The following is a 20,884-nucleotide window of genomic DNA, read 5'->3' on the forward strand; positions in this document are numbered from 1 at the left end:
TGAGCGACACCTTGGTGGTTAAGTTTGAGGTGGCACCAGGGGTTGCCTATAATCGGCGGTTTAGTTGGTCGTTTTACAGACATCCAACACCGCCTTTAGGCTATCAACGGACATGCCATGAATCCCGATCTAAACGTTCTGCACCCCTATCCGTTTGAAAAGCTAGCGGCCCTAAAGGCAGCGCTTGTGCCACCAGCGGGGCTTGAACATATTCCCCTTACCATTGGGGAGCCTCAACACGCCCCTTACGCGGGGGCATTAGAAGCGCTGGTCACCCATCAATTAGAGATGGCCCGCTACCCGGCTACCAACGGCCTATCCGCCCTACGCGAAACAATCGCCCGCTGGGCAACGCAACGTTTCTCGCTTGCCGGGCTAGATGCCGAACGCCAAGTACTCCCCGTTAACGGCACCCGAGAAGCGATTTTTGCTTTTGTGCAAGCAGCGTTGGATCGTCATCGCCCCGCCAAGGTGGCTGTACCTAACCCCTTCTATCAGATTTATGAAGGGGCCACTCTACTGGCAGGGGGCGAGCCGCTCTATTTAGATTGCACGGCTGACAACGGCTTCCGCCCCGATTTTTCGGCGGTCAGCGCAGCGACTTGGCGTGATGTGCAAATCGTATTTATTTGCTCTCCGGGCAACCCCACAGGGGCCGTCACGCCACTTTCAGAATTCAAGCAACTGATCGCGCTGGCCGACGAGCACGACTTTATCATCGCCTCTGATGAGTGCTACTCAGAATTATATCTGGATGAAAACACGCCCCCCCCAGGCCTGCTACAAGCCTGTGCGGAGCTTGGCCGCGACAACTACCAACGTTGCGTAGTGTTTCATTCGCTATCTAAGCGCTCCAACTTGCCAGGGCTACGCTCCGGCTTTGTAGCCGGTGACGCGGATCTTCTCACGCCGTTTAAGCGCTACCGCACTTACCACGGTTGCGCAATGTCGCTGCCGCTTCAGCACGCCTCTATCGCCGCCTGGCAGGATGAAACCCACGTACGTGCCAACCGGGATGCTTACCGCGAAAAATTTAGCGCAGTGACCGACGTTCTGGCTCCGGTAATGAACTTCCCTACGCCGGAAGCTAGCTTTTACCTGTGGCCAGCGGTGCCAGACGGTGATGATATTGCCTTTACCCAGCGGCTATTTAGCGAGCAACACGTCAGCGTCTTACCTGGCAGCCTCATGGGTCGTTCTGGGCAAAATGGCCATAACCCCGGCTCGGGACGACTACGTTTAGCGTTAGTGGCGGAACTTGCACCCACACTTGAAGCAGCTGAGCGACTTCGTCAACTGGTTGAGCGCGGCTAAGACGCCGTAGGTTTATTTAAGGAGGCTGTATGCTGACACTCTATATCATCAACACGTGCGATACCTGCCGCAAAGCACGCAAAGCGCTTGAAGAGAAAGGCATCCCTTTCAAGACTCACGACCTACGTAAGGATGGTCTTTCAGCTGGCCTACTTGAGCACATTCTTGAGCGCGTACCGCTATTAGAGGCGCTTAATAAGCGCAGCAAAACATGGCGTGACTTACCCCAGGAAGAAAAAGACAGCTTGGATGCTACCTCTGCCCGCAGGCTATTGCTTGAGCAGCCTACGCTGCTCAAAAGACCCCTATTAGAAGTTGACGACGACACTATTTTAGTGGGCTACCGCGACGGCGATTACGACTCTCTCAGCGGCTAACACGCCGCTGAATCCTAACAACTGATTGTGAATCAAAACTTTAAAGGAAGACGCGTTATGCTGAGCTTCGCGCTTGGAATCGGCACCCAAAATACTCAGGGCGACTGGCTAGAAATCTACTACCCAGCACCGCTGTTTAATCCTGCAGACAGCTTGGTAGCCGCAGCCAAAGAGGCGCTAGACGCCCCCGCTGGAAATACGGCGATCAGCTTCCTGCCCGAAGATTGCACGCGCCTAGCGAAAGCATTGGAAGCTGCCGGCCACTCTGAGCAGGCAGCACTCGCCGAATCATTCGCCGCCAGCCATCGTCCGCTGGTCGCGATGTTTTTAGAAAGCGATCAGGCACCGCAAACTGCTCCTGAAGTTTACTTAAAGCTGCACCTGCTCTCTCACCGCTTAGTGAAGCCTCATGGCTTGGATCTGACGGGTATGTTTGGCCTGCTGCGCAATATTGCCTGGACCAACGAAGGCGCGATTGATATCGAAGAGCTGCCCGCCCGCCGCTTGAAAGCGCGCTTAGCGGGTCGAGCGCTGTCAGTCGACTGCGTTGATAAATTCCCCAAAATGACCGATTACGTGGTGCCCACGGGCATCCGCATTGGCGACACTGCTCGCGTGCGTCTAGGGGCTTACCTAGGTGAAGGCACCACGGTAATGCATGAAGGCTTCGTCAACTTCAACGCAGGCACTGAAGGCCCCGGCATGATCGAAGGGCGCATTTCTGCAGGCGTTATGGTCGGTAAAGGCTCTGACCTGGGTGGCGGCTGCTCTACCATGGGAACGCTTTCTGGCGGCGGCAATATCATCATCAAGGTAGGCGAAGGCTGCTTGATCGGCGCCAATGCTGGCATCGGTATTCCACTAGGTGACCGCTGCACCGTAGAAGCGGGCTTGTATATTACCGCAGGCTCGAAAGTTACCCTGCTCGACGACCAGAATCAGGAAGTTAACACCGTGGCAGCACGCGAGTTAGCTGGCCAGGATGACTTATTACTGCGCCGCAATTCGCAAAACGGCCGTATTGAGTGCCTGACCAATAAAAGCGCCATTGCGCTGAACGAGGCACTGCATGCCCATAACTGAGCCTGAAACGCTGTCGCCCACGCTGCAACTCGCGTTTGAGCTACTAAGCCGGGCGTCGGTAACGCCGGATGACGAAGGCTGCCAGGACCTTATGATCGAGCGCTTAACGGCGCTCGGTTTTCATATCGAGCAACTGCCGTTTGGCGATGTCAAAAATTTCTGGGCAATAAGAGGCCATCATGGCCCCGTATTAGCCTTTGCTGGCCACACCGACGTCGTGCCCAGTGGGCCCCATACGAACTGGGAGTTCCCACCGTTTGAGCCATGTATTGATGAGCACGGCATGCTCTGTGGGCGAGGCGCAGCAGACATGAAGGGCAGCCTAGCGGCGATGCTCACCGCCGTTGAGCGCTTTGTGACGGCCCACCCAGAGCACGATGGCCGCATTGCGTTTTTAATCACGTCCGACGAGGAAGGCCCTGCCGTTGATGGCACCCGTGCAGTGGTTGAGCATTTACGCGAACGCAACGAGCGCCTGGACTATTGCATTGTTGGGGAGCCTTCCTCGACCTCTCGACTAGGCGATATGATTAAAAACGGTCGTCGCGGGTCGTTGGGTGGCGTTCTACATATTAAAGGAGTGCAGGGCCATGTGGCCTATCCGCATCTTGCGCGCAACCCTATTCACCAAGCGATGCCCGCACTAGATACGCTGGTTAACGAGCACTGGGACGCGGGCAATGACTTCTTCCCTGCCACCAGCTTCCAGGTATCTAACTTTCGTGCGGGCACTGGGGCCACTAACGTCATTCCAGGTGAAGTAGAAGTTGTGTTTAACTTCCGTTATTCCACGGAAGTTACCCATGAGATGCTAAGAAGCCGCACCGAGTCGATTTTGGATAAGCATGGCCTTGAGTACCACATCGATTGGACACTCAACGGCGAACCATTTCTGACCGCAGAAGGCGAATTAGTCGATGCTGCCATTCGCGGGGTAGAAGCCGTTACCGGCGAACGCCCTGCGCTTTCAACCAGTGGCGGCACCTCAGATGGTCGTTTCATTGCGACTCTTGGCGCCCAAGTGGTCGAGCTTGGCCCACTTAACGACACCATTCACAAAGTGAATGAGCGCGTGCGTGCCAGTGACCTGGATGAGCTAAGCCGCATTTATGAGGCAACGCTTCAAGCCTTGTTAACGGACGATGAGGTGAGCGTATGATGGAGCGGTTTCCTGATATCGAGGTATATCTTGCCCGCGTAACGATAGATAAGGTCAATGCGTGGCTAAGCGAAGCTCTTGATGCACCGCCACTTAGCCCAGCAGGCAAAGGCAAATGGAAAACCCGCGGGCACTACCAAGGCGAGGAGGTGCCAGTATTGCTAGTAGACAATGCTGCTGATGGTTTTGCCAGCTTGTGGTTTGATAGCCACCATACTCCGTGGCACACCGACCAAGAGTGCGCTCAGCACGCCGCAGAGGCCTTGCAAACAGAAGTACGCTGCTCGCTAGGTGGCTGGCACCCAGGCGATGACCCTGATCGCTTCTGGCAGGTATTGCCAGGTGGCCAGGAAAAAGCCATCGAGTGGCCTGACTCAGGCCGTTAAACGCACAAGACCCCGCCAAAGCGGGGTCTTGTTTTTCAGCAGTTGGCGATGCTAGCGCTATTCAATAAAAGTGATTTAACAAAAGCTACTCAATAATGCTGACATCATCCGCCTGAAGACCACGATCATTCTTAATCACGTGATAGCGAACAATCTGCCCTTCAGCAAGCATACGCGGGCCACGTCCACGAATAGCACGAAAGTGAACAAACACATCCTCACCATTATCTCGGGTAATAAAGCCGTAACCTTTATTGGTATTAAACCACTTTACTTCGCCCTCTTCGCGACCATCATTGGGGTCGATGATATCTTCCTCTTCATAATCTTCCACTTCAGGTACCGCTTGAGGCTGACGCGGCGCAGATTTAGTTCGAGAAACATCAGCTTTCACTACCATAGGCGGCGCCAGAGCAGCAGCGGCTAAAGTGCCTATGAATAACGCAATAAAACATCCCAGAGCAGCGGCAATATACACACCACTCACCCCGCTGATGGCAAGCTCAGCCAGCCACTGCTCAGCAAGCGGTGCATTCGTTAAATGAACAATCCCCGCCAGAAGAAGTGGCGTGGGGGCGGCAAGTAAAACACTGATGAAGAAACAGCGAAAAACAACTTTTGGATTCATAGATGATAAAAGCTCTCTTGTTGTATGGGTAACAGACGAAGGACAATACTCGGCCAACTAGGCCCATTCCTAACAGTACCGAGCATACTACACAAGGTGACGATGTTATCATGACAAACGAATTATCGCCTGCTGAGCTAACTCAACTTCTTGAATCTTTAGAGAGTAGACTGGCTTACCAGGAGCACTGGCTAGACACCCTTGATCAGGCGGTTGCCCAGCAAGAGCGTCGGCTAGAAAAGCTGGAGCAGCTGAGCACGCTGATGCGTGACCGCTTGCGCGAGCAGTATCAGGCGCTCCAAGCGGGTGATGACTCACAGGGTGATACCCGCCCAGAAGACGAAGTGCCCCCTCACTATTAGCAACACCACCCTGCTATCGGCAGTATCAACTACTACTAATTGACGTACCGATTATCACGCCACTGCATTTGCTGGATCGATGCTCTTGAGTCCAAAAGCATCGGCAACGGCCTGATAAGTCACTTGCCCATTATGGACGTTAAGCCCTGGCAGGAAGTGCGGGTCGTCTTTAAGCGCCTGTTGCCAGCCTTTATCAGCTAGCGCCAGCACAAATGGCAACGTGGCATTGGTAAGCCCCAGAGTAGATGTACGCGCTACCGCTCCAGGCATATTAGCTACGCAGTAATGCACGATGCCGTCCACGATATAGGTCGGCTCGGCATGCGTAGTGGGTTTGCTGGTTTCAAAACAGCCGCCCTGATCGATAGCTACATCTACCAACACACTGCCCGGCTTCATATCAGCCAGCATTGCACGGGTAATCAACTTAGGCGCAGCGGCGCCGGGGATGAGTACGGCGCCAATGATCATATCAGACTCTTTGGCTGCCTGATCGAGGGCGTCCGCCGTTGAGTACACGGTTTTGATGCGCCCCTGATAACGGTCGTCCAGCACCTCCAAGCGAGCAATCGACTTATCCAGAATGGTCACCTCGGCCCCCAACCCTAACGCCATACGGGCGGCGTTTTCACCGACCACACCACCGCCAATCACAGTAACTTTACCCGGCGCAACGCCCGGCACACCTGGCAATAGCACGCCGGAGCCGCCCTGGGCTTTTTCCAGGCTATGCGCGCCTGCCTGAACAGCCATGCGCCCAGCTACCGTACTCATCGGCGCGAGCAGCGGTAACCCACCTTTTGCATCGGTGATGGTTTCGTAGGCAATACAGGTAGCACCGCTGGCCATCAGCCCTTGAGTTAATGTTTCCTCAGCGGCCAAGTGCAAGTAGGTGAATAGCGTCTGACTGGCTGTTAGACGTGCTACTTCTTCGGCTTGAGGTTCTTTTACTTTGAGAATCAGCTCGGCGCTTTGCCACAGCGCGTCTACATTAGCTTCTACTTTAGCACCAGCGGCCTCGTAGTCGCTGTCGCTAAACCCAGCACCTTCTCCCGCTGCTGCCTGGACACTTACCGAGTGACCACGCCCCACTAGCTCCCGCGCACCTGTCGGAGTGAGCGCCACCCGATATTCGTGATTTTTAATTTCTTTGGGGACGGCGATTTTCATTAGCGTTTTCCTTCTCTATTGATTGTTAGTGCTAAATCATCAGTGCTAAATCATCAGTGCTAAATCGTCAGTGCCTAGTTAGCCTTCAATACCTCCTAGCCGTAAGTCCTAGGCCATCAATAAGCGCTATTCAGCAAATTACAGCACAGCTGGCACTAATCACCACCCCAAGCAAGAAAAACAAAAAAAACGCCGGCTAAGGCGTTTTTTTGGAGAATAATCTAGTGTTTAACGAAAATCAGCGAAATAATCGACGGCATTTCACCATTATCTACTCAGCTACCACCGCGTCACCGTAAATGCGCTGATACTCAACAGGCAAGCGCTTAGGGCGCCCACTGGTGAGCGCCACGCAAGCAAACCGGGTACGGGCGTTGAGCAACGCTTTGCCATCGCTCACGCGCTTAAGCTGAAATCGACGGGTCAAACTAAAACGACCATCGCAGGCAACAATCCAAGTCGCCAGTTGCAGCTTATCATCGACATAGGCGGGCGCCAGATAGTCCAACTCATGACGGTGAACGACCATGGCACGATCAAGAGATTGATAGCGCTCTAGGGATAACCCCAAGGCTTCAGAGTGGGCCCAACTGATCTGTTCAACCCAGCGTAAATACTCGCTATTATTGACATGCTGGTAGACGTCAATGGCCTCTGACGCCACCTGAAGATCGATCACAAAAGGATTTGGCAGTGCCCACTCCATAGTGCTGCTCCTTGCGGTTACTCCTTGAAGCTAGTGTCTGTCTTGCAAGTTTTCGCCAAGAAACGTCTTTGGCTTAATCGCGGAATACCCTCACGCCAAGCGCCTTCAGGTACGAAGTTTCCGGGATAGCCGGATGGACGGGGTGATCTGGCCCCTGATGGCCCTGGAAAATCACCTGACCATGACGGTCTTGGTGACGAACAGCGCCACGAACCACATCTACTAAACGCTCAGGGGCGAGGTGCATAGAGCATGAGGCCGACAACAGCAAGCCATCGCGGCCCAGCAGGCGCATTGCTTCTCGATTCAGTCGTGCGTAAGCGCGTTCACCATTAGGGATGTCCTTGCGCTTTTTGATAAACGCAGGCGGATCAAGAATGATAACGTCAAACTGTTCGCCATCGGCTTTCAGTGCCGCTAACGCTTCAAAGGCATCGCCCTCTGCTACCGCGACTTGCTCTTGCACACCATTTAGCTCAGCGTTGCGAGCCACCTGATCCAACGCCGGGGCAGAAGCATCGACACACAGCACTTCAGAAGCACCGCTGGCAGCTGCCTGAACACCCCAGCCGCCCACGTAACTGAACACATCCAGCACGCGCTTGCCTGCCACTTGGCTATTCAGCCATGCGCGGTTGACACGGTGGTCGTAGAACCACCCTGTCTTTTGGCCATTCAACACCGGCACTGCAAAGGTAACCCCGTTCTCTTCCAGCAGAACTTCATCGGGAAGTGTGCCCTTTACCACTTCGACGTGAGCTTCAAGGCCTTCCTGACGGCGACCGCCCGTATCATTGCGGAACACAATGGCATTAGGCTTAACGACTTTTTCCAGCGCATCGACAATATCTTCCGCCAGCGCTTGCATACCCGCGGTATTCAGCTGCACCACCAGCACGTCACCGAAACGGTCGATCACCAAGCCCGGCAACAGGTCACCTTCACCGTGAATCAAGCGATAAAATGGCTTATCGAACAGCCGTTCACGCAGCGCCAGCGCCTGGTTGAAGCGGTGTACGAATAACGAGCGATCTAGACGCATTTCTGGGTCGCGAGACATTACTCGACCACAAATCAGCGAATGCGGATTAATGTAAGCGACGCCAAGAGTTTTGCCGTTGGAAGCCTCAACCAGAGCGGGCTCACCTGCAGCAAAGTTTTTTAGCGGCGTCTCTTTGATATCTACCTCATTGGAGTAGATCCACAGATGGCCCGCTTTCAGGCGGCGATCGGCATTTTTATTCAGGCGCAGGCGTTGAGTCACAACAATCTCCAAAAGAGCAATCTTACAAAGCACATAGACTCTGAAAGCATAGGCAAAACAATTAATATCAAAGAGCCGCCGCTATCGCTGGCAACCCGGGCAAAACACGCTGGCCCGCTGACCCAGGGTGATACGACGCAGCTCAACGCCACAGCGCAGGCAAGGCTGCCCATGGCGCCCGTACACATTCAGTTGCTGGGCGAAGTAACCGGGTTCACCCTGACCACTGACAAAATCTCGCAGTGTGGTGCCACCCTGGGTAATCGCTGCCGCCAGAACCTCTTTAACCGCGGCAGCTAGCTGCTGGTAACGGGCCAGGGAAATTTTCCCAGCGGCGCGACGGGGGTCGATACACGCCATAAACAGCGCTTCGGCAGCGTAAATATTACCCGCACCGACCACCACACGGTTATCCATTAAAAAAGGCTTTACCGCAACGCGCTTTTTACGCGATGCGTTATAGAGCCAGCGGCCGTTAAACGCGTCGTCCAACGGCTCAGGACCAAGGTGCGCAAGGCGTGAGTCTAAGCGGCCATCGCCCTGCTGCCAGTCAACAAAACCAAAACGCCGCGGGTCGTGGTACCTCAGCACATAGCCACTGGCCATCACCACGTCAACATGATCATGCTTTTTAGGCAAATCCCCCACCTTGGCAATGCGCAGGCTGCCCGACATGCCCAAATGCCATAGCAGCGTGGCCTCACCTTCAGGCGTCGACACGGGAATTTGCAGATACTTAGCGCGGCGATTTAACACGCCTACATGAGCACCTACCAGCCGTTCGGCTAGGTTTCCAGGTACTGGCACGCGTAACCGGGACTGACGCACCAGCACCTCGGTGATCTCCTGCCCTTCTAAATAGGGGGCAATGCCACGCCGTGTCGTTTCAACTTCAGGCAATTCGGGCATGATGAAAGCCTATGATGACAGCACCGTGACAACTACCCTGTCGCCTATGCGGTGCTGAAGCATAGGGACGTGTACCGCCATTCATACAAAATAAGTGGCTAAATACCGGACATGCAAAAACCCGGCTTGGGGCCGGGTTTTTCAACAGGCACTCGCCTGCGGTGAAAGCCGATCATTGTAATCGCGATTACTTGATCTTGGCTTCCTTGTAGATAACGTGCTTACGGACGACCGGGTCGTATTTCTTGAATTCGAACTTATCCGGTGTATTCCGCTTGTTCTTATCAGTGGTGTAGAAGTGGCCTGTACCGGCACTAGACACCAGCTTGATCTTATCGCGCATGGTTTAACTCTCCCAAAATGCTAGCTTAGATGGCGTCGCCGCGCTTGCGGATATCAGCCAGAACCGTTTCGATACCTTTCTTGTCAATAATACGCATTCCTTTAGAGGAAACGCGCAGCTTGACGAAGCGGTTTTCAGCTTCAACCCAAAAACGATGGGTGTGCAGGTTCGGCAAGAAACGACGACGTGTCTTACGCTGGGAGTGAGAAACGTTATTACCAGTTACCGGACGCTTGCCGGTAACCTGACATACTTTGGACATGAGAGCCTCCAACCGCTTGGCGAGTTGTTCAAAACTGTCGGGCAAACCGGAGCAGGGAGGGAGTCGACGCAGTTAACCGCCTAGCTGTACCCAAATCCGTTATTCAACCCAAGTTTAAAGGTGGCACTTTATACCAGAGCACCCGGCTACCAGCAAGCAAAAACGCCCAAAAATGCCAAAAAAGGCATTTTTCGGACAATTTACTTAGGTAAACGACGTGAATTTGACGTCACACCGTTTTCATTAATTGCTATAGCCAACCGCGCTCGGCAAACGAAACCACGTCACCGTCCCCCACCACGAAATGATCAAGCACCCGCACATCGAAGAGTGCAAGGGCATCTTTTAGACGTTCAGTAATACGTCGATCAGCATCGCTTGGCTCAGCAACACCCGAGGGGTGATTGTGTGCCAGGATGACAGCACCAGCGTGTAATTCAAGCGCACGCTTGGCTACTTCGCGGGGATAAACGGATGCGCTGTCTAGGGTACCGCGAAACAGGGATTCATAGCGAATAATTCGATGCTGTGTATCCAAAAAAAGCACGGCAAACTCTTCATGCCCCAAATGGCGAAGCTGGGAACTGAGGTAATGGCGCACAAGGGCCGGCGATGTGAGCGCATTGCCCCGGGCAAGCTGACTCGCCAAATGACGCCTGGAAAGCTCGAGGGTCGCCTGAAGCTGAGCAAATTTTGCACTCCCAAGCCCCCGAGCCGCACAAAACTGATCCTGATCCGCCTCCAAGAGCTGCCTCAAACCACCAAAGCTGGCCAGCAGGTCCCGCGCTAAATCCACGGCTGAGCTCCCCTGAACGCCTACCCGCAGAAAAATGGCAAGGAGCTCAGCGTCAGAGAGCGCCTGAACCCCCATGTTCAATAACTTCTCTCGTGGCCGCTCACCTTCTGGCCAGTGATTAATCCCCATTGCCGCCTCCTTGCTACCGCTGATAGCACCGTCCGCGTTTGCTATTACGCACCCTAATTGGCTTTTCCAACTGCTGCCTGAGCATGCCAAAATAACCAGTCAAATGGTATGGTACTCACCTTTAACAAACGCTACATGGGACTGCCCATCATGGCCTTATTATCGCCATCTCCGTTAACGTCACTTGCTGGCAAGCGCCTGCTACTTGGTATTAGCGCTGGCATTGCAGCTTATAAAAGCGCGCTGATTGTTCGGCTACTCAAGCAAGCTGGCTGCGAGGTTCGCGTGGTAATGACCGAGGGTGCCCAAGCATTTATCACGCCGTTAACACTTCAAGCGCTCTCAGGGGAGCCGGTACGCACCTCACTGCTTGACCCTGAAGCAGAAGCTGGCATGGGACATATTGAGCTAGCCCGCTGGGCGGATGCCGTACTGATTGCCCCAGCGACTGCCGACTTGATCGCACGATTGGTACATGGCATGGCTGACGATCTGTTGACCACCCTGTGCTTAGCCTGTGAAGCGCCCAAGCTGATCGCACCGGCCATGAATCAGGCCATGTGGCGACACCCCGCAACCCAACGTAACGTGATTCAGTTAGCCAGCGATGGCTGGCAGTTGATCGGGCCAGCGGCAGGTGACCAAGCTTGTGGCGACGTAGGCCCCGGCAGAATGAGCGAGCCAGAAGGTATTGTTGATTTCTTAGCACAGCATTTTACTACTGATGCAAAGACGCCAGCGCCAACCTCCGCGCCGCATGTGGTTATTACTGCTGGCCCCACTCGAGAGTCGCTGGATCCCGTGCGCTACCTATCCAATCACAGCTCAGGGAAGATGGGGTACGCACTAGCTGCTGAAGCAGCTACCCAGGGCGCACGGGTAACGCTGATAAGCGGCCCGGTTAATCTACCCACCCCTTACGGTGTTGAACGGATTGATGTGGAAACCGCCGCACAAATGCATCACGAAGCGTTAACACTAGCGCCTCATGCAGCCCTATTTATTGGCTGTGCTGCGGTCGCTGACTACCGTGCCGCCAGTGCTGCCGAGCATAAAATCAAAAAAACCGACGACAGCGATACGCTAACGCTTACGCTGGTCAAAAACCCTGACATTATTGCCGATGTTTCCGCGCTGCCTGGCAACCAACGCCCTTTCGTGGTGGGCTTCGCCGCCGAAACCCAAAATGTCGCTCGCTATGCGGAAGATAAACTGACCCGCAAAGGCCTAGATATGATCGTTGCCAACGACGTCTCTCAGCAGGGACTTGGCTTTGGAAGCGATAACAATGCTGCCTTGCTGCTTTGGCGCTCAATGGCGGGAACCGATCAACTGGAAGCCCCTCCCCAGGCTAAAACGCAGCTTGCTGCCCTTATTATTCGTCACGCACTATCACTACTACCTTCTCAATTACCCTCTCAGTCACCTTCTCAATCACTTTCTCAACCCCCCGGAGCATTATCATGAGCGGTTCTCGCCCACGCCTGCAGTGCAAAATATTGGATGAGCGTTTGCACGACTACCTTCCCTCTTATGCAACAACAGGCTCAGCGGGTATGGATTTGCGAGCACTGCTAGATGAACCGCTGACGCTTGCTCCTGGTGACTGCCAGCTGGTGCGAACAGGCCTTGCCATTTACATAGAAGATCCTGGTTTAGCAGGTATGATCTTGCCTCGCTCCGGGCTAGGTCATAAGCACGGTATCGTGCTGGGCAATCTCGTCGGACTAATCGACTCTGATTACCAGGGCGAACTGATGGTATCCGTGTGGAACCGTGGTCAAAGCAGCTTTACGTTATCGCCCTTTGAGCGTCTCGCTCAGTATGTCGTTGTCCCCGTCGTGCAAGCGGAACTTACGATTGTCGATGCCTTTGAAGACTCCACTCGCGGCAGCGGTGGTTTTGGCAGCACAGGCAGCCAATAAGCCAAGCGCTGTTTTACCGTTAATTTAGGAGCGACAATGAACGTACCTGCATCGATATTTCGTGCTTACGACATTCGCGGCATTGTGGACCATACGCTGAGTGAAACCACCACCGAGCTTATTGGCCGTGCCGTTGGCTCTGAAGCCGCCGCTCGGGGCGAGCAAACGGTCATTGTTGCACGTGATGGCCGACTTTCCGGACCGCGCCTGCAAGCAGCGCTGATTCGTGGCCTAACAGCCTCAGGGCGGGACGTTATTGATATCGGCATGGTGCCAACACCCGTGCTTTACTTCGCCACACACATACTGCCTGAAAGCTGCTCTGGGGTAATGCTAACCGGCAGCCACAATCCACCCGACTATAACGGCTTCAAAATCGTCTTAGCTGGTGAAACGCTCTCCGGTGATGCTATCACCGCCCTCTATGAGCGCATTCAAGCAAACGACCTCACCAGCGGCGAAGGCAGCGTTCGCCAGCACGACTTGCGCACGGCGTATCTTGAAAGAATTATTAGCGACATCCATATTGAGCGACCACTGAGCGCGGTTGTGGATTGTGGCAACGGGGTCGCTGGAGAGCTTGGCCCGCAGCTTATCGAGCGCCTGGGGGTAAAAACCACTCCATTATTCGCCGAGATTGACGGCAACTTCCCGAACCACCACCCCGACCCAGGCAAACCCGAAAACCTACGCGACTTGATCCATAGCGTTAATAAAACCGGCGCCGATATTGGCTTAGCTTTTGACGGCGACGGCGACCGCTTAGGGGTTGTCACGCCAAGTGGCAGAATGATCTACCCGGACCATCTGCTGATGGTATTCGCGGCTGATATGCTGTCACGCAACCCAGGCGCCAAGGTAATCTTCGACATCAAATGTACCGGTAACCTGGCACGAGTTATTAGCGACGCTGGCGGCGAGCCGGAAATGTGGCGGACCGGGCATTCACTAATCAAAGCACGCATGCGGGAAACAGGTGCTGAGCTGGGCGGTGAGATGAGCGGGCATATTTTCTTCAAGGAGCGTTGGTACGGATTTGACGACGGTCTGTATGCTGCGGCCCGTTTGCTTGAAATTCTAGCCCGCCACCCCGGCAGTGCCGATGAAGTGTTTGATCTATTTCCACAAGATATCAGCACGCCTGAAATTAATATCGCGGTCGCCGATGAAGAAAAATTCGCGCTTATCAAGAAGCTTGCTAGAGAGGGCGACTTCGGCGAAGGTATCAAAACCACGATTGATGGCATTCGCGTGGACTATGCCGATGGCTGGGGACTTTGCCGAGCTTCCAACACCACACCTGCGCTAGTACTCCGCTTTGAGGGTAGCGATGCTGCGGCACTTAGCCGAATAAAACAGCGTTTTGCCAACGCGCTGGCGGAGATTTCACCAGCACTGACGATCCCTGAACCTCAATAACGTGAACTAACGCGGCAGGGTGAACAGAAGAGAAGTGATCACGCCAATCGAACGCGCGACATAATAAGAAGGCTAGACAACACGCCGCATGGAAAAGCCAATGCTCGCGCTGTAATAACGGTCGCGATAAAAAGTAGCGACGGAAAAAATCAAAAGGGACAACGTCATGAGTTCAACTAGCCGCGACCCCCAGGTCGTTGTGGAGGTATTGTCAGAAGCCCTCCCCTACATCCAGCAGTTTTCGGGCAAAACGGTCGTCGTTAAATATGGTGGCAACGCCATGACAGAAGACACCTTGATCGATTCGTTCGCGCGCAACATCGTGCTGATGAAAGAGGTCGGCATTAACCCGGTCGTCGTCCATGGGGGCGGGCCACAAATTGGCAGCCTGCTGGAAAAACTGAATATCGAATCGCGCTTTGTGAACGGCATGCGAGTCACTGACTCCCAAACCATGGATGTTGTGGAGATGGTCTTGGGAGGGTTGGTCAACAAAAGCATTGTTAACCTGATCAACCAAAGCGGTGGCAAAGCCATTGGCTTGACCGGTAAAGATGGCGCTCAAATTCGTGCTCGCCAGCTGAAAGTAGAGCACCAAAGTCCTGAGATGACCGCACCGGAAATTATCGACATTGGGCACGTAGGTGAAGTGGAGTCTATCTCCACCGACCTCATTGAGATGCTGGCCGCCAGAGACTTCATTCCGGTGATTGCCCCTATCGGGGTTGACGGTGAGGGACACAGCTATAACATCAATGCCGACCTAGTAGCAGGCAAACTGGCCGAGGCACTCAACGCTGAAAAACTGATGCTATTGACCAACGTCGCGGGCCTGATGAACAGTGAAGGAGAGGTGTTAACTGGACTAAGCACTGCTCAAGTTGACGCCTTAATCGCCGACGGCACGATTTATGGAGGCATGCTGCCAAAAATACGCTGTGCACTAGACGCGGTAAAAGGCGGCGTTAACAGCGCCCATATTATCGATGGCCGCGTCCCCCATGCCGTACTGCTGGAAATCTTTACCAATGCTGGGGTCGGCACCCTGATTACTGACGCAGGTTAACCGCGACGGAGGGCTAACGTCATGAGTGACGAACAAAAACCTCGCCGCCGCGAGCAAATCCTGCAAGCCTTAGCCGTTATGCTGGAAGAGGATAGCGGCAAACGCATTACAACCGCTGCGCTTGCCCGCCAGGTTGGCGTTTCGGAAGCAGCGCTGTATCGGCATTTCCCCAGCAAAGCGCGCATGTTTGAAGGTTTGATCGACTTTATTGAAGAAAGCATCTTTGCACGTATCACGCGTATTCTAGAAGACATCCCCGATGCGGCGTCTCGATGCGGCACTATTCTGGCTTTGCTTCTCGGCTTTGCCGAAAAGAACCCTGGGCTTGCCAGGGTACTGGGAGGCGACGTACTTACTGGCGAAACGGCCCGGCTGCGCCAGCGCGTTCACCAATTGTTTGAGCGCCTGGAAACCCAGTTAAAACAGATACTGCGGGAAGCTGAGCTGCGCGAAGGGCTACGCACCAGCATATCCGCTTCAGCAGCAGCCAACCTGCTGATCGCTCAGGCTGAAGGGCGTATTTCTCAGTATGTGCGCAGTGATTTCAAGCGCTTGCCGACCGAGTACTGGGAAGACCAGTGGGCACTTCTGTCTAGCCAACTGTTACAAGAAACCGTGCAACCGGCTTAGCAAGCGTCAACATATCAAGCGATCAGTTGTCCAATAAAAACGCCCCAAAGGCATTGCCTTTGGGGCGTGTATCTAACGTGCTTGTCAGCTATGAGTACTTACTTAAGCGGCGATAGCGTCGCCCATCTTCTGGCGCAGTTTTTTCATTGCGTTCTTTTCGAGCTGGCGGATGCGTTCAGCGCTGACGCCATAAACATCGGCCAAGTCGTGCAGTGTCGCTTTATTATCAGTGAGCCAGCGACGCTGCAGAATATCCCGCGAGCGCTCATCAAGCCCTTTCAAAGCTAGCTGTAAGCGACGCGTTGAATCTTCCTCAAAGTTGCTGTCTTCCAGCAGCGTTGCCGGATCAGCGGAAGCGTCATCTAAAAAATACGCCGGTGCTTGATAGGTGCTCTCTTCGTCGTCGCTAGGAGAGGCATCGAAGCCCGCATCGTAAGCCGACAGGCGGCCTTCCATATCGCGCACTACTTCTGGCTTTACGTTGAGGTCTTCCGCAATCGCGTTAACTTCATCGTTGTTCAGCCAGGCTAAGCGTTTTTTGGCGCTACGCAGGTTAAAAAACAACTTGCGCTGAGCTTTCGTGGTGGCAATTTTGACAATACGCCAGTTGCGCAGCACAAACTCATGAATTTCCGCTTTGATCCAATGCACGGCAAATGACACCAAGCGAACGCCCTGATTGGGGTCGAAGCGTTTAACGGCCTTCATTAGACCGACGTTACCTTCTTGAATCAGGTCAGCCTGTGGCAGACCATAACCTGAGTAACTGCGAGCAATATGCACAACAAAACGCAGGTGCGACAGCACCAAGCGGCGTGCTGCTTCTAAATCACCTTCGTCGTGGAGGCGGAATGCAAGCTCACGCTCTTCATCAACGCTTAATACGGGTATGCCGTTAACCGCTTGAATATAGCCGCCCAGATCGTGACCTGGAGAAAGCTGTCCCACCGGTAGAAGACTAGTGCTCATGTGCAGGTGGTCTCCCTTAAAACCTATCATGGTTGATGTGTTGAAGTGAGTGCCTCAACCATCATCTGTTAACTCTAAGACCTTAGCCTAAGCATAAGGTTCACATGACCGATGCATTCACTGCATAAGACACAAAATGGGGTGGAAATCCCCGTTACTGACCGCATAACACACATAATCAACGCGGCCGTATACTAGAGAGATGGCGTGTAACAGCCAACCAAGCTCCTAGCCAGCCCAGTAGTGTACTGCAAGATAGCAGAATTGTAGAGCCTGTCACGTCCAACTGCGGCAATACAAAGCTCGCCCCATAGCTTGCAGCCAGAGCTGCAACGGGCATCGACAACCAATGGTTGCCAAGCCCCAACAACCCCAGCGCCAGCAGGCCGCCCCCAACACCGTACCAAGCCCCGCTATATAGAAAGGGCCTCCGAACAAAGGCATGGGTCGCGCCAATAAGCATCACCACTTCGATTTCTCTCCGTCGGCTTTCAACCGAAAGACGAATAGTGTTGCCCACCACCAGCAGCACACCACAGCCAAATAGCACACCAAGCGCGAGCGCCACCCGTCGCCCAAGATCCGCCAAATGACGTAAACGCTCTACCCACGCCAAATCTACGCGCACTTCGTCTACCCCAGAGAACGCTTCCAAACGCTGTGCCAGCTGTGCCATAGCGGCGGGTTCAACGCTCTGCGGGTAAATCACAATACTGGCTGGCAGGGGGTTATCTTCAAGCCCTGCCAGGGTATCTTCAATACCAAGGGACTGCTGAAACTCAACCATACCTTGCTCTGCGCTGATAAGGCGGGTCGTTTCGACGCCCTCGTCCGCAATGACGGCCTCTTCAATGCGAGTGGACTGCGCAGCGTCTACGGTCGTTTCCAGATAAACGGTGAGGGTTGCACTCTCATCAAGTTCTGCGTCTAGCAACTTGGCGCTATCCAAGGTTAACCAAAGTGCCGCAGGCAAAACTAACGCAATAGCGATGGCCAGCATGGTTAGCAAATTACCCACAGGATGACGTACCAGGCGATAAAGGCTATCCAATGCCATTGCACGGTGATGGCGTCCCCAGGCGCGTAAGCGACTGCTAAAGCGTGTTTGCTGTGAACGCGCCCCGCGCCGCTCGGCGGGTGGCTCACTGGAGGTTCTGGCCGCTTGTCGCTTACCCTTGGGCGCTGCACCTGTAGAACGGGGTGTCGCAGCACGTTTCATACGGCCCCCTCATCTGCCACCAGACGGCCATCCCGCAAACGCAAAATTCGGTGGCGCAGCCGCGCAATCAGCGCTAAGTCGTGACTGGCAATCATCACGGTGGTCCCGATACGATTAAAGTCTTCAAACAGCGCCATAATGTCGGCAGAAAGCTGTGGGTCTAAGTTACCGGTAGGCTCATCGGCCAGTAACAGGGCTGGCTTATTAACCACCGCGCGAGCAATTCCCACACGCTGCTGCTCACCGCCAGAAAGCTCTACCGGCAGCGCTTTTTCGCGGTGTAAAAGTCCGACTTTATCCAGCGCAGCACGAACGCGCCGCGCTGCTTCTCGCGGCTCCACCCCTTGAATTTCGAGCGGCAGAGATACATTACGGAACACGCTGCGATCAAACAGCAATTGGTGATCTTGAAACACCACACCAATTTGCCGACGGTAAAACGGCACTTGGCTGGCATGGAGCTCGGCAATATCGTGCCCTGCCACCACTACCCGACCACGACTGGGCTTTTCGAGACGCATAATCAGTCGCAGCAACGAGCTTTTACCAGCACCAGAATGCCCGGTCAGGAACACCATTTCGCCTCTTGCAACGCGAAAATTCAGGTGCGCTAGCGCCTCAAAGCGCCCTCCATAGCGCTTACCCACATGTTCAAAAGCGATCATGCGCGGCCATCATCCCCTTGCCGGTCAAACAGCGCGTTAACAAAATCATCTGCCTCGAAGGGGCGGAGGTCATCCAGGCCCTCGCCCACGCCAATAAAGCGAATCGGTGTTTTTAGCTGCTTCGCTAATGCGAAAATAATTCCGCCTTTGGCGGTACCGTCCAGCTTCGTCAATGTGATGCCACTGATCGGCACAGCATCGTTAAATGTGCTGGCCTGGGAAATGGCGTTTTGCCCAGTCCCTGCATCTAGCACCAACATCACCTCATGGGGAGCGGTGCTATCCAGCTTTTGCATGACGCGATGGACTTTTTTCAGCTCTTCCATCAGATGACTTTTGTTGTGCAGCCGCCCTGCCGTGTCGGCAATCAGCACGTCTACCCCTCGCGCTTTGGCAGCCGCAACGGCGTCGTAAATCACTGAAGCACTATCAGCGCCTGTGTGCTGCGCAATCACCGGGGCGTTGTTACGTTCGCCCCACACTTTAAGCTGTTCAACCGCCGCTGCACGGAAGGTGTCACCTGCAGCGAGCATGACGCTTTTACCTTCACGCTGAAAACGCTGGGTCAGCTTGCCGATAGTCGTCGTTTTACCTACGCCGTTAACACCTACCACGAGAATGACAAAAGGCCCATCGCTGTCTTTTTCAAAATTTAGCGGCGTCGCTACCGGCGCCAGCATCGACGCCAACTCCTCCTGCAAACCGCGATAAAGCGCTTCCGGGTTATTCAGCTCTTTGCGCGAAACGCGCGCTTCAAGGCGCTCAATAATCTCGCTGGTGGCTTCAATGCCTACATCTGCCATGAGCAGTTGGGTTTCAAGATCTTCCAACAGCTCATCATCGATCTGTTTTTTGCCCAAAAACAGGTCGGCAATACCATCGGTTAGATTGGCGCGAGTTTTGCCGAGCCCTGACTTAATTCGTGCGAACCAACCTTTCTTTTCACCTTTTTCAGCCACAGGCTTCTCTTGAAGAGCCGGTTTAGGCGCTGTCATTGTGACTGGTTCTGGTTCTGGTTCTGGTTCTGGTTCTGGTTCTGGTTCTGGTTCTGGTTCTGGTTCTGAAACGGAGCCTAGCTCGGACTCAGATTCTAGTTCTGATTCACTTACCTGTGCCTTCTCGGCGGTTTCTTCTACAGGCGCCTTATGCTCGGGTAGCGTAGCTTCAGTCGCTGGCGTTTCTTGTGCAACTTCCTCCGTTGGCGAGGCCTGCCCTGCTTCATGCTCTAGCGCTGGCTCTTTGGTAACCTCTACTTCGCCATGCTCCTCCTGAGACAGCGCCTGCTGATCTTGCTGCTCCTGCTGGGAGTCGTGCTTTTTCTTACGTTTGAAAAAACCGAACATAGGTGTCATCCGACTAAATAGGTGAACATTGCGATTATCCTACCACTGCAGACCAAGACTTTGGATAAGTAGCCCGCTACAATCCGCGTTATGAAACGACAACGCTCTTCTCGCCCCTCTACTTCTCGCTCATCGACGGCGCGGCGCGGGCCTACCAAACCGCCAGGTAAGCTTCGCATCATCGGCGGCGATTTTCGCCGCCGTCAGCTTCCCGTACTTGACCATCCCGGGCTTCGACCAACTCCTGACCGCGTGCGTGAAACGCTGTTTAACTGGCTAGGACAGCACCTGTTTGGCAAACAAGTGCTTGATCTCTTTGCAGGCACGGGAGCGCTCGGGCTTGAAGCACTTTCCCGAGGCGCCAGCCACGTTACATTTGTCGAGCGCGACGCCCGGGTAGCCGCGCAGATTAGTGAAAATATTATCACCCTTGGAGCCAGTAATGGTCGGGTGGTCTCCACCGACACGCTCACTTTTCTCAATCAACCCTGCCAACCTGCGGATGTCGTCTTTCTTGACCCGCCATTTCATCAAGGATTAGCCGTTTCTTGCTGCTCAGCGTTAGAAACCGGTCGCTGGCTTGCAGACGATGCCATGATTTACCTGGAAACTGAAAAGTCGCTCTCTCCAGAAGTGCCTAGTAACTGGCAGCTTTATCGGGAAACCCAGGCAGGCGAAAGTACCGCCCGCCTCTATCTTCGTAAACCCGTGTAAACTGCGCTTGCCGCAATCTTGCAGCGGCGTTACGCTCGCCCAACTG

The 20,884-nt window shown here is 54.2% G+C and carries 24 protein-coding genes; 12 read left to right on the forward strand and 12 right to left on the reverse strand.

The window, feature by feature from the left end; genetic code table 11:
* The first annotated feature begins 117 nt into the window (after window positions 1-117).
* From dapC to L1X57_RS03130, 5 genes are read left to right on the forward strand one after another with little or no spacing between them, the layout of a single operon-like run.
* The gene (gene dapC, locus L1X57_RS03110) at window positions 118-1,314 is read left to right on the forward strand and encodes a succinyldiaminopimelate transaminase (RefSeq protein ID WP_009724137.1); all 1,197 of its coding nucleotides are present in this window, start codon (window positions 118-120) and stop codon (window positions 1,312-1,314) included.
* 29 nt (window positions 1,315-1,343) lie between these two features.
* Entirely contained in the window at window positions 1,344-1,691 is a 348-nt protein-coding gene (locus L1X57_RS03115; RefSeq protein ID WP_009724136.1) for a Spx/MgsR family RNA polymerase-binding regulatory protein, read from the forward strand.
* A gap of 57 nt (window positions 1,692-1,748) precedes the next feature.
* On the forward strand, window positions 1,749-2,774 hold the full coding sequence (gene dapD / locus L1X57_RS03120) for a 2,3,4,5-tetrahydropyridine-2,6-dicarboxylate N-succinyltransferase (protein WP_009724135.1): 1,026 nt from the start codon (window positions 1,749-1,751) through the stop codon (window positions 2,772-2,774).
* Window positions 2,761-3,933 (forward strand): succinyl-diaminopimelate desuccinylase, encoded by a 1,173-nt coding sequence (dapE, locus tag L1X57_RS03125; RefSeq protein ID WP_009724134.1) that lies wholly within the window; start codon window positions 2,761-2,763, stop codon window positions 3,931-3,933. Before dapD ends, dapE begins: the two co-directional genes overlap by 14 nt.
* Window positions 3,930-4,319, forward strand: coding sequence for a hypothetical protein (locus L1X57_RS03130; RefSeq protein WP_039869448.1), 390 nt, complete (start codon window positions 3,930-3,932; stop codon window positions 4,317-4,319). Before dapE ends, L1X57_RS03130 begins: the two co-directional genes overlap by 4 nt.
* A gap of 85 nt (window positions 4,320-4,404) precedes the next feature.
* Here the strand turns inward: L1X57_RS03130 and L1X57_RS18840 are convergent, their stop codons facing one another.
* A complete protein-coding gene (locus tag L1X57_RS18840; RefSeq protein ID WP_009724132.1) occupies window positions 4,405-4,947 on the reverse strand; it encodes a cold-shock protein in 543 nt (180 codons plus the stop codon).
* Between the two features lie 110 nt (window positions 4,948-5,057).
* Here L1X57_RS18840 and L1X57_RS03140 point away from each other — a divergent pair, with 110 nt between their 5' ends.
* Window positions 5,058-5,309, forward strand: coding sequence for a SlyX family protein (locus L1X57_RS03140; RefSeq protein ID WP_009724131.1), 252 nt, complete (start codon window positions 5,058-5,060; stop codon window positions 5,307-5,309).
* Between the two features lie 54 nt (window positions 5,310-5,363).
* Here L1X57_RS03140 and ald read toward each other — a convergent pair whose 3' ends face one another.
* The 7 genes from ald to radC form a co-directional block, all read right to left on the reverse strand.
* Window positions 5,364-6,479, reverse strand: a complete 1,116-nt coding sequence (gene ald / locus L1X57_RS03145; protein WP_009724130.1) for an alanine dehydrogenase — start codon at window positions 6,477-6,479, stop codon at window positions 5,364-5,366.
* Between the two features lie 271 nt (window positions 6,480-6,750).
* Window positions 6,751-7,185 (reverse strand): acyl-CoA thioesterase, encoded by a 435-nt coding sequence (locus L1X57_RS03150; protein WP_009724129.1) that lies wholly within the window; start codon window positions 7,183-7,185, stop codon window positions 6,751-6,753.
* Between the two features lie 73 nt (window positions 7,186-7,258).
* Window positions 7,259-8,449, reverse strand: coding sequence for a class I SAM-dependent rRNA methyltransferase (locus tag L1X57_RS03155; protein WP_009724128.1), 1,191 nt, complete (start codon window positions 8,447-8,449; stop codon window positions 7,259-7,261).
* Between the two features lie 81 nt (window positions 8,450-8,530).
* Window positions 8,531-9,358, reverse strand: a complete 828-nt coding sequence (gene mutM, locus L1X57_RS03160; RefSeq protein WP_009724127.1) for a bifunctional DNA-formamidopyrimidine glycosylase/DNA-(apurinic or apyrimidinic site) lyase — start codon at window positions 9,356-9,358, stop codon at window positions 8,531-8,533.
* 187 nt (window positions 9,359-9,545) lie between these two features.
* On the reverse strand, window positions 9,546-9,701 hold the full coding sequence (gene rpmG, locus L1X57_RS03165) for a 50S ribosomal protein L33 (RefSeq protein WP_009098622.1): 156 nt from the start codon (window positions 9,699-9,701) through the stop codon (window positions 9,546-9,548).
* 25 nt (window positions 9,702-9,726) lie between these two features.
* On the reverse strand, window positions 9,727-9,963 hold the full coding sequence (rpmB, locus tag L1X57_RS03170) for a 50S ribosomal protein L28 (protein WP_009724126.1): 237 nt from the start codon (window positions 9,961-9,963) through the stop codon (window positions 9,727-9,729).
* 250 nt (window positions 9,964-10,213) lie between these two features.
* The gene (gene radC, locus L1X57_RS03175; protein WP_009724125.1) at window positions 10,214-10,888 is read right to left on the reverse strand and encodes a RadC family protein; all 675 of its coding nucleotides are present in this window, start codon (window positions 10,886-10,888) and stop codon (window positions 10,214-10,216) included.
* Window positions 10,889-11,038: 150 nt separating this feature from the next.
* Here radC and coaBC point away from each other — a divergent pair, with 150 nt between their 5' ends.
* The 5 genes from coaBC to slmA all read left to right on the forward strand — a co-directional run bounded on the left by coaBC (window position 11,039) and on the right by slmA (window position 15,928).
* On the forward strand, window positions 11,039-12,355 hold the full coding sequence (gene coaBC / locus L1X57_RS03180) for a bifunctional phosphopantothenoylcysteine decarboxylase/phosphopantothenate--cysteine ligase CoaBC (protein ID WP_039869514.1): 1,317 nt from the start codon (window positions 11,039-11,041) through the stop codon (window positions 12,353-12,355).
* Window positions 12,352-12,813, forward strand: a complete 462-nt coding sequence (gene dut, locus L1X57_RS03185; RefSeq protein ID WP_009724123.1) for a dUTP diphosphatase — start codon at window positions 12,352-12,354, stop codon at window positions 12,811-12,813. Before coaBC ends, dut begins: the two co-directional genes overlap by 4 nt.
* A 36-nt stretch (window positions 12,814-12,849) precedes the next feature.
* Complete coding sequence (locus L1X57_RS03190) at window positions 12,850-14,232, forward strand: phosphomannomutase/phosphoglucomutase (protein ID WP_009724122.1); 1,383 nt, start codon at window positions 12,850-12,852, stop codon at window positions 14,230-14,232.
* A 166-nt stretch (window positions 14,233-14,398) separates the two neighbouring features.
* Window positions 14,399-15,298 (forward strand): acetylglutamate kinase, encoded by a 900-nt coding sequence (gene argB / locus L1X57_RS03195; protein WP_009724121.1) that lies wholly within the window; start codon window positions 14,399-14,401, stop codon window positions 15,296-15,298.
* A 21-nt stretch (window positions 15,299-15,319) separates the two neighbouring features.
* Window positions 15,320-15,928, forward strand: a complete 609-nt coding sequence (gene slmA, locus L1X57_RS03200; protein ID WP_009724120.1) for a nucleoid occlusion factor SlmA — start codon at window positions 15,320-15,322, stop codon at window positions 15,926-15,928.
* Between the two features lie 102 nt (window positions 15,929-16,030).
* On the opposite strand, the gene rpoH is transcribed toward slmA, so the two are convergent.
* The 4 genes from rpoH to ftsY form a co-directional block, all read right to left on the reverse strand.
* Window positions 16,031-16,897, reverse strand: coding sequence for an RNA polymerase sigma factor RpoH (rpoH, locus tag L1X57_RS03205; RefSeq protein ID WP_009724119.1), 867 nt, complete (start codon window positions 16,895-16,897; stop codon window positions 16,031-16,033).
* 178 nt (window positions 16,898-17,075) lie between these two features.
* Window positions 17,076-18,116 carry a permease-like cell division protein FtsX gene (gene ftsX / locus L1X57_RS03210; RefSeq protein ID WP_009724118.1) on the reverse strand — a complete coding sequence of 347 codons (1,041 nt, stop codon included), beginning with the start codon at window positions 18,114-18,116 and terminating at the stop codon, window positions 17,076-17,078.
* The gene (gene ftsE / locus L1X57_RS03215; RefSeq protein ID WP_009724117.1) at window positions 18,113-18,781 is read right to left on the reverse strand and encodes a cell division ATP-binding protein FtsE; all 669 of its coding nucleotides are present in this window, start codon (window positions 18,779-18,781) and stop codon (window positions 18,113-18,115) included. The genes ftsX and ftsE overlap by 4 nt, the downstream gene beginning before the upstream one ends.
* Complete coding sequence (gene ftsY / locus L1X57_RS03220; protein WP_234667919.1) at window positions 18,778-20,124, reverse strand: signal recognition particle-docking protein FtsY; 1,347 nt, start codon at window positions 20,122-20,124, stop codon at window positions 18,778-18,780. The genes ftsE and ftsY overlap by 4 nt, the downstream gene beginning before the upstream one ends.
* A gap of 90 nt (window positions 20,125-20,214) precedes the next feature.
* Between ftsY and rsmD the strand changes: the two genes are divergently transcribed.
* Entirely contained in the window at window positions 20,215-20,838 is a 624-nt protein-coding gene (rsmD, locus tag L1X57_RS03225) for a 16S rRNA (guanine(966)-N(2))-methyltransferase RsmD (RefSeq protein ID WP_009724115.1), read from the forward strand.
* Window positions 20,839-20,884 lie beyond the last annotated feature (46 nt).

The organism is Halomonas sp. TD01, from assembly GCF_923868895.1.
GTDB lineage: Bacteria > Pseudomonadota > Gammaproteobacteria > Pseudomonadales > Halomonadaceae > Vreelandella.

Excerpts from the sequence above, each read along its gene's own strand:
- dapC (WP_009724137.1), top strand. The coding sequence starts at position 118 with ATGAATCCCGATCTAAACGTTCTGCACCCCTATCCGTTTGAAAAGCTA.
- L1X57_RS03115 (WP_009724136.1), top strand. The coding sequence starts at position 1,344 with ATGCTGACACTCTATATCATCAACACGTGCGATACCTGCCGCAAAGCA.
- dapD (WP_009724135.1), top strand. The coding sequence starts at position 1,749 with ATGCTGAGCTTCGCGCTTGGAATCGGCACCCAAAATACTCAGGGCGAC.
- dapE (WP_009724134.1), top strand. The coding sequence starts at position 2,761 with ATGCCCATAACTGAGCCTGAAACGCTGTCGCCCACGCTGCAACTCGCG.
- L1X57_RS03130 (WP_039869448.1), top strand. The coding sequence starts at position 3,930 with ATGATGGAGCGGTTTCCTGATATCGAGGTATATCTTGCCCGCGTAACG.
- L1X57_RS18840 (WP_009724132.1), bottom strand. The coding sequence starts at position 4,947 with ATGAATCCAAAAGTTGTTTTTCGCTGTTTCTTCATCAGTGTTTTACTT.
- L1X57_RS03140 (WP_009724131.1), top strand. The coding sequence starts at position 5,058 with ATGACAAACGAATTATCGCCTGCTGAGCTAACTCAACTTCTTGAATCT.
- ald (WP_009724130.1), bottom strand. The coding sequence starts at position 6,479 with ATGAAAATCGCCGTCCCCAAAGAAATTAAAAATCACGAATATCGGGTG.
- L1X57_RS03150 (WP_009724129.1), bottom strand. The coding sequence starts at position 7,185 with ATGGAGTGGGCACTGCCAAATCCTTTTGTGATCGATCTTCAGGTGGCG.
- mutM (WP_009724127.1), bottom strand. The coding sequence starts at position 9,358 with ATGCCCGAATTGCCTGAAGTTGAAACGACACGGCGTGGCATTGCCCCC.
- rpmG (WP_009098622.1), bottom strand. The coding sequence starts at position 9,701 with ATGCGCGATAAGATCAAGCTGGTGTCTAGTGCCGGTACAGGCCACTTC.
- rpmB (WP_009724126.1), bottom strand. The coding sequence starts at position 9,963 with ATGTCCAAAGTATGTCAGGTTACCGGCAAGCGTCCGGTAACTGGTAAT.
- radC (WP_009724125.1), bottom strand. The coding sequence starts at position 10,888 with ATGGGGATTAATCACTGGCCAGAAGGTGAGCGGCCACGAGAGAAGTTA.
- coaBC (WP_039869514.1), top strand. The coding sequence starts at position 11,039 with ATGGCCTTATTATCGCCATCTCCGTTAACGTCACTTGCTGGCAAGCGC.
- dut (WP_009724123.1), top strand. The coding sequence starts at position 12,352 with ATGAGCGGTTCTCGCCCACGCCTGCAGTGCAAAATATTGGATGAGCGT.
- L1X57_RS03190 (WP_009724122.1), top strand. The coding sequence starts at position 12,850 with ATGAACGTACCTGCATCGATATTTCGTGCTTACGACATTCGCGGCATT.
- argB (WP_009724121.1), top strand. The coding sequence starts at position 14,399 with ATGAGTTCAACTAGCCGCGACCCCCAGGTCGTTGTGGAGGTATTGTCA.
- slmA (WP_009724120.1), top strand. The coding sequence starts at position 15,320 with ATGAGTGACGAACAAAAACCTCGCCGCCGCGAGCAAATCCTGCAAGCC.
- rpoH (WP_009724119.1), bottom strand. The coding sequence starts at position 16,897 with ATGAGCACTAGTCTTCTACCGGTGGGACAGCTTTCTCCAGGTCACGAT.
- ftsX (WP_009724118.1), bottom strand. The coding sequence starts at position 18,116 with ATGAAACGTGCTGCGACACCCCGTTCTACAGGTGCAGCGCCCAAGGGT.
- ftsE (WP_009724117.1), bottom strand. The coding sequence starts at position 18,781 with ATGATCGCTTTTGAACATGTGGGTAAGCGCTATGGAGGGCGCTTTGAG.
- ftsY (WP_234667919.1), bottom strand. The coding sequence starts at position 20,124 with ATGTTCGGTTTTTTCAAACGTAAGAAAAAGCACGACTCCCAGCAGGAG.
- rsmD (WP_009724115.1), top strand. The coding sequence starts at position 20,215 with ATGAAACGACAACGCTCTTCTCGCCCCTCTACTTCTCGCTCATCGACG.